Genomic DNA, 12394 nt, shown 5'->3' on the forward strand with positions numbered 1-12394 from the left:
GATCGTGAGTCAGGCTGCCGTCATTGCAGGCGCACCACCAGCCACCGTCGCTGATCCGGCGGGCCCGAACGACGCGTTTCGCGGGTCAGCCATCGCGGGGTGGCTCATTATCGCGGCTTTTTTTGGCGGGCTCGGGTTCTGGTCCGTCACGGCCCCCCTCAACGGAGCCGTCGTGGCGAGCGCCGTGGTGAAGGTCGATGGCAATCGAAAGAGCGTCCAGCACCTGGATGGCGGCATCGTCAAGCAATTGCGCGTGAGGGAAGGCGACAAGGTCCAGGTCGGCGATGTCCTCATCGTTCTGGACGACACCCAGGCACGCGCAGAACTGGATGTGTTCTCTGAGCAATTTGTCGTCTTGCGGGCGACCGAGGAGCGGCTACGGGCAGAGTTCGGCCGTCGTCCCGAACTGGCCATGCCGCGCGACCTGACGACCCTCGAAGACCGCCGGCATGTCGCGAGCATATGGGACGGTCAGGTTCGCCAATTTGACAGCAGGCTTGCCGCCCTGGAGGGCCAACGCAGCATCATCAAGGAGAAGATCGCGCAGCTCGAACATCAGATCGTCGGTGGCGAAGCGCAGGTCAGGGCGTTCAAGGCGCAACTCGATTCCGTTCGCAACGAGATCTTGAGCCTGGCGACGCTCTTGCAGCAAGGGCTTATCGCGCGGCCTCGCTATTTGCAGCTCGAACGAGCCGCGGCTGGATTGGACGGACAGGCTGCCGACGCGATGGCCAACATCGCCCGATCAAGGCAGGCAATTGCCGAGCAGCAGCAGCAGATGGCGCAGCTCGACAACGATCGCATGGCGGACATCACGAAGGACCTGAGGGACGTCCAGGCCAAATTGCTGGAAGTGATTCCGCGGCTGGTGAATGCGCGGGCGGTGCTGAGCCGGATGGAGATCCGGTCACCCTATGGCGGACGTGTCGTTGGTCTGAACGTCTTCTCCGTCGGCGGAGTGATCCAGCGTGGAGAAAAGATCCTGGACGTGGTGCCGGAACGAGACTCGCTTGTCGTGGAAGCGCAGGTTGCGGTCGACGACATCAGTGAACTGCGGCCCGAGATGCGCGCCGAAGTGCATCTGACGGCGTACAAGCAGCGAATCACCCCGATCGTCCATGGGACCGTGTTCCAGATTGCCGCCGACCGGTTGACGGACACCAGAACCGGCACGCCTTATTACACCGCTTTGCTCCGCATTGACGAAGCTGAACTTGCACAGCTGCCCAATTACCAACTCTATCCCGGCATGCCTGCCACGGTCATGATTCCGACAACGCAGCGGACGGCCTTTGAATATCTTGTGGGCCCGCTCATCATGTCGCTCAAACATGGGTTCAGGCAGAAATAGCTGATGCGGCTGACCGCACGCGACTATCACCGCGTCCTCAAGGTCGCCCGGACGCTCGCCGATCTCGACGGCGAGGCCAGGCTCGGCCGCATTCACCTGGCCGAAGCGCTGACCTATCGGGGCTCACCCGCAAGGCTGCGCAGCGCGGCCTGAGACAACCCTGCCCTAGGCACCCGGCTCGTATCCTGGTAACCGGTCGTCAACCACGCCTCTTTACTCTTCCTCGATCTTTTCCGATCCCGCGTGGAGAGACAGCCAGTGGATCCGATCGCCCTCGTTGCCGGCATCGCAGCGGCTTTCGCCGTCGCAGCCATGGCGGGCCTTGCCAGGCTCGTCCATGTCCGCGGCGCGTTGCTGCGCAAGACCGCCGCGCTCGAGGAGACGGTGGAGGGCCTGACCGACCGCGTCTTCGAGCTCGCCGAAAGCGAGGAACGGCATCGCGACCTGGTCGACGCCCAGGGCGACCTGATCGTCCGCCGCGACCGCCAGGGCATCATCACCTTCGCCAACCAGTCCTATGCCGCACTGGTCGGCGAGCCGCCCGACGGCCTGGTCGGCCGGACCACCGGTCATCACGTCATCGCGGTCACCGCTGAACGCCACGAGCTGGACGGGTCGCACAGCGCCGACGAACGGATCGCGACCGCCGAGGGCGAGCGCTGGATCGCCTGGCGCCACCATCCGGTGCGCGGCAGCGACGGACGGCTGGACGAGATCCAGTCGGCCGGCCGCGACATCACCGAACGCAAGGCGACCGAGGCCGAGCTCGCCGAATCGCGGGCGCGCGCCGAGAGCGCCAGCAGCGCCAAATCGCGCTTCCTCGCGACCGTCAGCCATGAGATCCGCACGCCGTTGAACGGCATCATGGGCATGGCGGCGCTGCTCATCGATACCCGGCTGACGCCGGAGCAGAAGACTTATGCCGAGGCGGTGAAATCGTCAGGCGAGGCGCTGCTGTCGCTGATCGACGAAATTCTCGACTTTTCCAAGATCGAAGCCGGACGTCTCGATCTCGACATCGCGCCGTTCGAGCTGGCGGCCCTGGTCGAGGGCGTCGCCGAATTGCTCGGGCCCCGCGCCCATGGCAAGCAGCTCGATCTCGCCACCGCGGTGGCGCCCGATGTGCCGCAGCGCCTGATGGGCGACGCCACCCGGCTGCGCCAGGTTCTGCTCAATCTTGCCGGCAATGCGGTCAAATTCACCGAGGCCGGCGGCGTCGCCATTGCCGCCACCCGCGAGGCCGGCCAGCTGGTCGTCGCGATCAGCGACACCGGGCCTGGCATCGCGCCTGACGATGTCGAACGCATTTTCGACGAGTTCGAACAGGGCGAGGCGACGTTCGCGCGCCGCCATGCCGGCACCGGGCTTGGCCTCGCCATCTCCAGGCGTCTGGTTGCGCGCATGGGCGGAACACTCGGTGTCGACACCGTGCTTGGCCGGGGTTCGGTGTTCACGCTGCGCCTGCCCTTGGCACCGGCCGAGGAACAGCCGGCCCCGCTTGGCCGGCTCGACGGATTGACGGTGCTGCTGGTCTCGCCGTCGGCGGTCGAGCCGGAGATCCTGTCACGCCGCCTGAAGGCCCGTGGCGCCGAGGTCCTGCGCGCCGAGGCGGTGGCCGCAATTCCCGCGGATCGACACTTCGACACCGCGCTCATCGATCACCGCCTGGGGGATGACGCGGTGAGCGCCACGCTGTCCGCACTCGACGGGCGCGTCGAGCGCACGGTGCTGGTGGTGACGCCCGCCGCCCGCGGTGAGATCGCCGGCTGGCGCGAAAAAGGCATTGCCGGCTGGCTGATCTCGCCGGTGCGCGAGGCTTCGCTGGTCGTTCAGATCCCGCCGCGCCAGGCCGGCGGTGCAGCGACGGATCCGCTTGACGCGCGCGAGCAGACCCCGCCGGTCCGGACCGATCGGCCGCTCAAGGTGCTGGTCGCCGAGGACAACGAGATCAATGCCCTGCTGGTGCGCCGGCTCTTGGAAAAACTCGGCCATGAACCGGTCTGGGTGCGCGACGGCCGCGCCGCGGTCGAGGCCGCCCTCGACCCGGCGCAACCCTTCGATCTCATCCTGATGGACATGCAGATGCCCGAATGCGACGGGCTGTCCGCGGCCAAGATGATCCGTGCCCGCGAGGCCGCCGGGCGGCACCTGCCGATCATCGCACTCACTGCCAACGCCTTTGTCGAGGACCGCGCGGCGGCGATCGCCGCCGGCATGGACGCCTTCGTCACCAAGCCGCTCGACCGCGACCGGCTGGCCGAGACCCTCGCCTTCTACGGCCCGATCACCACGAAAGCCCGAAACCGCGAAGGGCGGCGGAAAGCGAAGGTGCGTCCGTGAACACCACGCCGGCCATGCCCTCGGCCTGCGCCGCCGCGACATTGCCGGGGCTGTCGTCGATGAACACCAGGGCGGCCGGATCGAGACCGTAGCGTTCGCACAGAATGCGATAGATGCGCCGGTCCGGCTTGTTCAGCCCTTCGTCCCCCGACAGGACCAGGCCGGTAAAGGCGCCGAGAAACGGATAGTCCGGCACCGATCGGTCGAACAGTTCGCGCGAGAAATTCGAGATCCCATAGACCGGCCCCTTGGCGGCCAGCCCCTCGAAGATCGCCCGCGTGCCGGGCACTTCGCCAGGCATGCTGTCGCGGTAATTGTCGTAAAAGCCGGCCATCACATGGGCGTAGTGCGGAAACCGCGCATGCGCCTCGCCAATGGCCTCGGCGACGCTGCGACCGGCGTCCTGGCGCGCATGCCAGGCCGTGAAGTCGGTTTCCTTGATGAAGCGGTCGAGACCTGCCGCGTCAGGGAAGAACCGGGCGAGACCGCGGCGCGGTTCCCAGCGCAGCAGAACCTGTCCGATGTCGAACACCGGAATGACCGACCGAGAGACCATACAATGCTACCTTCTTTAGCCCGTGGAAGCCAATTTTCGCGTTGAATTTCACGCGCTTAACGGACTGATAAGTCAAATCTGCCGAAGATCGTGCGACATTTTCCTCTGGTTCCCGCAGATGGCAGACGACGACACGCCGCATGGTCCGGATGCCTCGAGCACTGCGTCGGCGTCTTTGGCCGGCGACGCCGCGCTGTTGGCGCGCGCCTTGCACATCGCGCGGATGGGATATTGGAAATCCGACGATCCCAAGACCACCAGGTTCTGGATCTCGCCGGAACTCGCCGACATGTACCAGCTCGAGACCGATGCCGGCCTGGTGCCGATCGTCGATGTTCGCAAGGGCTATCTCGGCGATGCGCCCGGGCAGCTCGCCGCGAATTATCGGAACTGCTGGGAAACCGGCATTGCCTATGCCGTCCGGGGCGGCTTCCGGCGCTATGATGGCAGCGTCCTGGAATTCATGGTCCACGGCGAAGCCAAGCGTGACGAACAAGGCCGGGTCGTCAAGGTGTCGGGCATCGTCCGCGACATCACCGAAGAGACCCTGGCGCTGCGCAAGCTCGCCGAGAGCGAGCAGCGCCTGACCGATTTCGTCAACACGGCATCCGACTGGTGCTGGCAGACCGACGCCGAACATCGTTTTGTCGACCTTGCCGCCGGCGCCGCATGGCCAAGCAGCATCACCATGCCGAGCGTCAACGGCCTCACCCGGCGCAACCTGCCGATCGTGCCCGAAGACGTGCCGCTCATGGAGCAGCATTTCGCCGATCTGGCGGCGCACCGGCCGTTCCGCGACCTCGTCTATACGGTCCAGAACCCGGGCGAACCGAGCCGGACGATCCGCTCCAGCGGCAAGCCGATCTTCGACGAGAGCGGCGCCTTTCTCGGCTATCGCGGCACGGCCAGCGACATTTCCGAATTGCGGCGTACCGAAAACCTGCTGACCCAGCGTACCGAGGCGCTGCGCGAGGCGCACCGGCTCGGCAAGATCGGCACCTGGAACTACCGGCTGCGCGCCGAGCGCGTCACCTGGGCCAATGAATGCTTCTCCTTGCTCGGGCTCGACCCGGAGACCTTCGATCCGACCCATGCCAACGTGCTCGCGCATTTCCTCGACGACGCGGCGGAGCGCATCATCGCCCTGCAGAAGCTGGTCGTGCAGACCAAGCGGACCGAGACCATCGACGTCCAGGCCCGCCGGGCCGACGACACGGTCGGCGACTTCGCGCTGACCTGCAAGGCGGAGACCGACGTCGACGGCGAGGTGCTTGGCCTGATCGGCACCATGCAGGACATTTCCGAGCGCAAGGAAGCCGAACGCCGGCTCGAGGTGCTCGCCTATCGCGACCCGCTGACCGGCCTTGCCAACCGCGCCCTGTTCAAGCGCGAACTCGCTTCGATGATCGACGCCTGCTTTCGCAAAGGCAGCGGCGGCGCGCTCCTGCTGATCGACCTCGATCGCTTCAAGGAGGTCAATGACTCGCTCGGCCATGCGGCCGGCGACGAGCTGTTGACCCGTGTCGCCGTGCTGCTGCGCCAGGAGCTCGGTCCGAAAGCCTTCATCGCCCGGCTCGGCGGCGACGAATTCGCCGTGCTGCCCGAGCGCCTCGGCCACGATACCGATACCTGTGAGATGGCCGATCGCATCGTCAGCCGACTAACCGGCCCGATCGACCTGTCCGACGGCGAGGCTTTCATCGGCGCGACCGTCGGCATCGCCAACCTGCCCGAGGACGGCTCGACCGTCGACGAGGCAATGCGCAATGCCGACCTCGCCCTCTATATGGCCAAGGAGGCTGGCCGTGGCCGCAGCATGGTGTTCGCCCCGGCCTATGCCCAGGCCGTCGAGCAGCGGCTCGATCTCGGCCGCCATCTGCGCCACGCCATCGACGAGGGCACGCTGCACGCCCACTATCAGGCCCAGGTCGAACTGCCGAGCCGCAAGGTCGTCGGCTTCGAAGCGCTGCTGCGCTGGAGCCACCCCGAACGTGGGCCGATCTCGCCGGCCGAGTTCATCCCGATCGCCGAGAGCTCCGGACTGATCGTCGACCTTGGTCTCTGGGTTCTGCGCGAGGCCTGCAACCAGGCGCGCACCTGGATCGACGCAGGCCTGCCGGCACGCAGCGTGGCGGTCAATGTCTCGCCGGCGCAGTTCTGGAACATGGATTTCGAGACGGCGGTCTCGGCGGTGCTGGCCGAAACCGGACTGCCGCCACACCTGCTCTGCCTCGAACTGACCGAGAGCCTGTTCGTCGATCATACCGAGCAGCGCATCAGCCGCACGCTGACCGCGCTCTCCGCACTCGGTGTCCGGCTGGCGCTGGACGATTTCGGCACCGGCTATTCGTCGCTCGGCTATCTCACCCGCCTGCCCTTCGACCGGCTGAAGGTCGACCGGTCCTTCGTCGACGGCATTGCCACCCGGCCGGAAAAGCGCAAGCTGCTCGGCGGCATCATCGCTCTGTCCCGCGGCCTCGGCATGTCGGTGGTCGCCGAGGGCGCCGAGCGGGAATCCGAAGTGCAGGTGCTCACCGAGCTCGGCTGCGACTGTGTTCAGGGTTTTGTCTTCGCCCGTCCCGTGCCCCCCGACGCGGCGCCCTGGATCGCCGAGACGATCGAGGCATCGGTCGCTGCGCCAAGCCTCATTCCGGACAGCCAGGACGCCCATTTCGACGCCGCGCCGATCGGCGTATGACCGCCGTGGCGCGATGTGCCGACACCCGCCGCCTCAGCCGCCGACGTTATAGGCGGCCAGCGCGGCCATGTTGACCAGGTCGGAATCCCTGGCGCCGAGCGGCACGATCTGCACCGGCTTGTCGAGGCCGACGAGCAGCGGTCCGATCACCGTGGCGCCGGCCAGCTCCTGCATCATCTTGGTCGAGATCGAGGCCGAGTGGAACGCCGGCATGACCAGCACATTGGCCGGTCCGGTCAGACGGCAGAACGGATAGGCCTGCATCAGGTCGCGGTTGAGCGCGACATCGGCGGCCATCTCGCCGTCATATTCGAAATCGACCCGCCGGCTGTCGAGGATGCGCACCGCCTCGATGACCTTTTCCGAGCGTTCGCCGCGCGGATGTCCGAAGGTGGAATAGGCCAGCAGCGCGACACGCGGCTCGGTGCCGAGACGGCGCGCGACATGAGCCGCTTCGATGGCGATCTCGGCGAGTTCCTCGGCCGTCGGCATCTCGGTGATCGCGGTGTCGGCGACCAGCACGGTACGACCGCGCGACAGCACGATCGACGCGCCGATCAGCCGGTGACCCGGTTTGGTGTCGATCACTTTCAGCACGTCTTCGAGCGCCGACGAATAATTGCGCGTCACGCCGGTCACCATGCCGTCGGCATCGCCCGCCGCCACCATGGCGGCGCCGAACACGTTGCGGTCCTGGTTCACCAGCCTCTGGCAGTCGCGGAACAGGTAGCCCTGGCGCTGCAGCCGCTCGTAGAGCTGGTTGGCATAGTCGGCATTGCGGGTCGAGAGGCGGGCATTGGCGATCTCGATGCCGTCCTTCAGGTCGATGCCGGCGGCGGTCGCGGTGGCGCGCACGCGGTCCTCGCGGCCGACCAGGATAGCCGTGCCGAGACCCTGGTTGACGAAGCTCTGGGCGGCGCGGATCACCTGTTCCTCTTCGCCCTCGGCGAAGACGACGCGCCGCGGCGACCGCCGGGCACGCTCGAAAATGCGGGCGAGCACGCCGGCAACCGGATTGAGCCTGGCGATCAGTTCGGCCTTGTAGCCGGCCATGTCGACGATCGGCCGGCGCGCCACGCCGGTCTCCATCGCGGCCTGCGCCACGGCGATCGGCACCGCATACATCAGGCGCGGGTCGAACGGCACCGGGATGATATATTCCGGGCCGTATTTCGGCCGGCCGCCGCCATAGGCCGCCGCGACGTCGTCGGGCACGTCCTGGCGGGCGAGATCGGCCAGCGCCTGCGCAGCGGCGATCTTCATCTCCATGTTGATCTGGGTGGCGCGCACGTCGAGCGCGCCGCGGAACAGGAACGGGAAGCCGAGGACGTTGTTGACCTGGTTCGGATAGTCCGACCGGCCGGTCGCGACGATGGCGTCGTCGCGGATGGCATGGACTTCCTCGGGTGTGATTTCCGGATCCGGGTTGGCCATGGCGAAGATGATCGGCCGCGGCGCCATCGACGCGACCATCTCGGGCGTCAGCGCGCCCTTGACCGACAGGCCGAAGAACACGTCGGCGCCCTTGACCGCCTCGGCCAGCGTGCGCGCGTCGGTGACCGCGGCGTGGCCGGACTTCCACTGGTTCATGCCCTCGGTGCGGCCGCGATAGATGGTGCCCTTGGTGTCGCACAGGATGACGTTGTCGGGCGCAAAGCCCATCGCCTTCAACAGTTCGACGCAGGCAATGCCGGCGGCACCCGCCCCGTTGACCACCAGCCGGGTGGTCTTCACCGTCCGGCCGGTGATGTCCAGCGCATTGAGCAGGCCCGCCGCCGCGATGATCGCCGTGCCGTGCTGGTCGTCATGGAACACCGGGATGTCCATGAGCTCCTGCAGGCGCTGCTCGATGATGAAGCACTCGGGTGCCTTGATATCCTCCAGATTGATGCCGCCGAAGGACGGCCCGAGATAGCGCACCGCGTCGATGAATTTGTCGGCGTCTTCGGTATCGATCTCCAGATCGATGGAATCGACATCGGCGAAGCGCTTGAACAACACCGCCTTGCCTTCCATCACCGGCTTGGAGGCGAGCGCGCCGAGATTGCCCAGCCCGAGGATCGCGGTGCCGTTGGTGATCACCGCGACCATGTTGCCGCGCGTCGTATAGTCGAAGGCGCGGTTCGGATCCTCGGCGATCGCCAGCACCGGCACGGCGACACCCGGCGAATAGGCCAGCGACAGGTCGCGTTGGGTCGCCATCGGCTTGGTCGGCACCACCTCCAGCTTGCCGGGCTTGCCCACCTGGTGGAAGGCCAGCGCCTCCTGGTCGGTGATGGTCGGACGGTTGCGTCGGCCGGATGTGCTGTCGGTCGTCATGGCTTTTCTTTGGGCGTTCCTGAGCGGGGACGGCGACCTTAAGGGTCCGTCAGCGCTGCGGCAACGGGTCGACCGGCGGATGGGCCGACCCGCGCCCGGTTCAGCGCGGAAAGCGCGCCTTGATCACCTCGAACAACGCGCGACCGGCCTGAAACTCGCCGCCGACCGGCCGGCCGGGCTTCTCCGCCGGCACCCAGGCATAGATGTCGGCATGGACCCAGCTTTTGGTCTTCTCGACGAAGCGGTCGAGATAGAGTGCGGCGGTGATCGACCCGGCGAAACCACCGGTCGCGACATTGTTGAGATCGGCGATGCGACTTTCCAGCCCCGCCGCATAGGGGCTCCACAGCGGCAGCCGCCAGAGCGGATCGGCCACCCTCTCGCCGGCGGCGACCAGGTCGGCGGCAAGCGCATCGTCATGGCTGTAGATCGGCGGCAGATCGGGACCGAGCGCCACCCGTGCGGCCCCGGTGAGCGTCGCGAAATCGGCCATCAGCGCCGGCTCGTCCTCGTCGGCCAGCGCCAGCGCGTCGCACAGCACCAGCCGCCCTTCCGCGTCGGTATTGCCGATCTCGACGGAAAGGCCTTTGCGCGTCGGGAACACGTCGCCCGGCCGGAACGCCTGGCCGGAAATGGAGTTTTCCACCGCCGGCACCAGCAGCCTCAGCCGAACCGGAAGTCTCGCCGCCATGATCATATGGGCAAGGCCGATGGCCGCGGCGGCGCCACCCATGTCCTTCTTCATCAGCAGCATGCCCGTATCGGACTTGATATCGAGGCCGCCGGTGTCGAAGCAGACGCCCTTGCCGATCAGGGTCACCTTCGGATGATCCGGATCGCCCCAGGTGAGATCGACCAGCCTCGGGCTGCGCGCCGAAGCCATGCCGACCGCATGGATCATCGGCAGGTCGGCTTCGAGCAGATCCGGGCCGATGATCGAATAGACATCGGCGCCGTGCCGGCCGGCGAGCTCGCGGATCGCGGCCTCGAGTTCGGCGGGCCCCAGGTCATTTGCCGGCGTATTGACGAGGTCGCGCGCCAGGCTGGTCGCCTCGATCGCCTGGGTCAGCGCTTCGGCGTCGACGCCCTCGGGCACGACCAGCAGGACGTCCTTTGCCGTCGCGGTCTTGTAGCGGCCGAAGCGGTATTGCGCGGTGACGAAGGCGAAGGCCGCCCGCTCCGGATCATCCGGCCCATCGGCGAAACGGTAGAGCCCCGCCGGCAACTGGCCCGGCAGCTTGCCGGCGAGCATCAGATCCCGATGCCGTGCATCCTCGGCCTCGACACCGAACAGCACGGCAGCGACCGCACCGTCGGCATCCGGCAAGACGGCCACCTTGCCCGGCTTCGGCTCGAAGCCGGTGGCCGCCAGATAGGCCCTCTGCGCCGGCGACAAGCCGGCGCCGGCCGCGTCGAGCGAGACCGGGGTGACGAAGCTGATCGGAATGGCACCGGTGGTGCCGGCGGGCTTCAGGAGCGGATGCATGGCAAACCTTGGCTGTCGAGCGAAGCCCCCACGCTAGCGCGTGTGAGAAACGCGGGCTAGGACCGGCAGGCCGGGGACGTCACCCCCCTTCCAGGTGGCGCGCCACCATTCGGCCGAGCGAAGCGTTCCCGGAACGTCGCCTCGATCCACTGGACCACGGCCGCGACGCTCACCGTCCGGCGCCGGTCCGGATGAACGAGCAGGAACAATTCCCGCTCGGCGGTCGCCTCCTCATCACTGGCGCGCAGGAAACGCGCATCGCCATCGCCGACAAGCTCGGGCAGCATCAGTTCGGCGCCGAGCGCGACGGCGGCTTCCGCCAGCACGTCCAGCCGTCCCGAACGGAGTGCCACCAGCGCCCGCGGCCGCAGGCGATCGAGCGCCTGCATTTCCGCGACATGGGCCAGATCGTCGTCATAGCGCACGACCGGTCGACCCGCCGTCGCGCCGGCGCCGGCGCGATAGAGACGGAACCTGACAGCGCCGAGGCGCTTGGCGATCGCCTGGTCGCCGACCGGCCGGGCGAGCCGGAGCGAGATATCGGCTTCGCGACGTTCGAAGCTGGCATTGCGCGTCTCGGCGACGAAATCCAGCGTGATCCGCGGGTGCGCCGCATGGAAAGCGCCGAGCGCCGGCGCCAGCACGCCGGTCAGCACGAAGCCGATGCTCGACACCCGGACGCGACCGTCGAGCTCTGCCTTGGTGTGCCTGAGCGCGGCCTCGGACTGGCGTGCGGCATCGGCCATGACGGTGAGATGGTCGATGGCTGCGGCAAGCGCCGGGGTGGCGACAAGCCGCCCGTCGATCCGGTCGAACAGGGTCACGCCAAGCTGTCGCTCGACCCGCGCCAGGCGCCGCGCGGCCGTGGTCTGGTCAACCCCCAGAACCTTGCCGGCCTGGGTCAGGGTTCCCGCATCGACGATGCGCCGCAACAGTTCGAGATCGTCCCAGGTCATCCTGCATTCATGCAGCATCGACAGCCAGAAATACAGATTTACCTGCGCTGTCGCAGGTTCTTGAATGGCCGCGCAGAGGAGATCGCATCATGTCCACCCCCGCCACCCTTTTCACCCTGGCCGGCCGCACGCCGCAGCCGCCGAAGCTCGCCGGCGCGACGCTGGTCCTGGTCGACTATCAGAACGAATATCTGGAGGGGCCGATCGCCCTGCCCGAGGCACGCGCCGCCGTCGACCGCGCCGCCGACCTCTTGGCCAGGGCGCGCGCCGCCGGCAGCCGGATCATTCATGTCGCCCACAAGGGCGGCAAGGGCGGGCTGTTCGACCGCGACGACAGGCGCGGCGCCATCATCGACGCACTCGCACCCCGCGACAGCGAACTGGTGATCGAAAAGCCGAGGCCGAATTCGTTCTCGGGAACCGAGCTTGCGGCCAAGATCGGCGCGCCGGATGCGCCGCTGATCGTCATTGGCTTCATGACGCATATGTGCGTGTCATCGACGGTCAGGGCGGCGCTCGACCTCGGTTATGCCACGACGGTCGCCGGTGATGCCTGCGCCACCCGCGACCTGCCCGGTTCGGAAACCGGCGTGGTCAGCGCCAGGACGCTGCACGAGGCCGAACTGGCAGCCCTTGCCGATCGTTTCGCCGGGGTCTTCCCGGTCTCGGCCTTCGGCTAGAGCGGCGG

General features: G+C 67.3%; 8 protein-coding genes and 1 pseudogene. 5 read left to right on the plus strand and 4 right to left on the minus strand.

Annotation, left to right across the window (positions count from 1 at the left end; translation table 11 throughout):
- Window positions 1–4 precede the first annotated feature (4 nt).
- From E8M01_RS08980 to E8M01_RS08990, 3 genes and pseudogenes are all read left to right on the plus strand, one after another.
- On the plus strand, window positions 5–1351 hold the full coding sequence (locus tag E8M01_RS08980) for an HlyD family type I secretion periplasmic adaptor subunit (RefSeq protein ID WP_246088655.1): 1347 nt from the start codon (window positions 5–7) through the stop codon (window positions 1349–1351).
- Window positions 1352–1354: 3 nt separating this feature from the next.
- A pseudogene (locus E8M01_RS08985) lies at window positions 1355–1504 on the plus strand (magnesium chelatase subunit ChlI family protein); the annotation flags it as partial.
- 105 nt (window positions 1505–1609) lie between these two features.
- Window positions 1610–3691 carry a PAS domain-containing hybrid sensor histidine kinase/response regulator gene (locus E8M01_RS08990; RefSeq protein WP_136959807.1) on the plus strand — a complete coding sequence of 694 codons (2082 nt, stop codon included), beginning with the start codon at window positions 1610–1612 and terminating at the stop codon, window positions 3689–3691.
- Here the strand turns inward: E8M01_RS08990 and E8M01_RS08995 are convergent.
- Complete coding sequence (locus E8M01_RS08995; RefSeq protein WP_136959808.1) at window positions 3636–4247, minus strand: HAD family hydrolase; 612 nt, start codon at window positions 4245–4247, stop codon at window positions 3636–3638. The two genes, E8M01_RS08990 and E8M01_RS08995, sit on opposite strands and share 56 nt — an antisense overlap.
- Before the next feature lie 118 nt (window positions 4248–4365).
- Between E8M01_RS08995 and E8M01_RS09000 the strand changes: the two genes are divergently transcribed.
- Entirely contained in the window at window positions 4366–6945 is a 2580-nt protein-coding gene (locus E8M01_RS09000) for an EAL domain-containing protein (RefSeq protein ID WP_246088656.1), read from the plus strand.
- Between the two features lie 33 nt (window positions 6946–6978).
- On the opposite strand, the gene E8M01_RS09005 is transcribed toward E8M01_RS09000, so the two are convergent.
- The 3 genes from E8M01_RS09005 to E8M01_RS09015 form a co-directional block, all read right to left on the minus strand.
- Window positions 6979–9264, minus strand: coding sequence for an NADP-dependent malic enzyme (locus E8M01_RS09005; protein ID WP_136959809.1), 2286 nt, complete (start codon window positions 9262–9264; stop codon window positions 6979–6981).
- Between the two features lie 100 nt (window positions 9265–9364).
- On the minus strand, window positions 9365–10750 hold the full coding sequence (locus E8M01_RS09010) for a leucyl aminopeptidase family protein (protein WP_136959810.1): 1386 nt from the start codon (window positions 10748–10750) through the stop codon (window positions 9365–9367).
- Between the two features lie 56 nt (window positions 10751–10806).
- A complete protein-coding gene (locus E8M01_RS09015) occupies window positions 10807–11706 on the minus strand; it encodes a LysR family transcriptional regulator (protein ID WP_170181837.1) in 900 nt (299 codons plus the stop codon).
- Between the two features lie 89 nt (window positions 11707–11795).
- Here E8M01_RS09015 and E8M01_RS09020 point away from each other — a divergent pair, with 89 nt between their 5' ends.
- Window positions 11796–12386: an isochorismatase family protein gene (locus tag E8M01_RS09020; RefSeq protein ID WP_136959812.1), complete on the plus strand. Its 591-nt coding sequence runs from the start codon at window positions 11796–11798 to the stop codon at window positions 12384–12386.
- Window positions 12387–12394: the final 8 nt, after the last annotated feature.

The sequence above is a fragment of the Phreatobacter stygius genome (genome assembly GCF_005144885.1).
GTDB classification, from domain to species: Bacteria; Pseudomonadota; Alphaproteobacteria; order Rhizobiales; family Phreatobacteraceae; genus Phreatobacter; species Phreatobacter stygius.

What these genes read in the sequence shown, in the direction of transcription:
- E8M01_RS08995 (WP_136959808.1), bottom strand. Translation starts at nt 4,247, where the DNA reads ATGGTCTCTCGGTCGGTCATTCCGGTGTTCGACATCGGACAGGTTCTG.
- E8M01_RS09000 (WP_246088656.1), top strand. Translation starts at nt 4,366, where the DNA reads ATGGCAGACGACGACACGCCGCATGGTCCGGATGCCTCGAGCACTGCG.
- E8M01_RS09005 (WP_136959809.1), bottom strand. Translation starts at nt 9,264, where the DNA reads ATGACGACCGACAGCACATCCGGCCGACGCAACCGTCCGACCATCACC.
- E8M01_RS09010 (WP_136959810.1), bottom strand. Translation starts at nt 10,750, where the DNA reads ATGCATCCGCTCCTGAAGCCCGCCGGCACCACCGGTGCCATTCCGATC.
- E8M01_RS09015 (WP_170181837.1), bottom strand. Translation starts at nt 11,706, where the DNA reads ATGACCTGGGACGATCTCGAACTGTTGCGGCGCATCGTCGATGCGGGA.
- E8M01_RS09020 (WP_136959812.1), top strand. Translation starts at nt 11,796, where the DNA reads ATGTCCACCCCCGCCACCCTTTTCACCCTGGCCGGCCGCACGCCGCAG.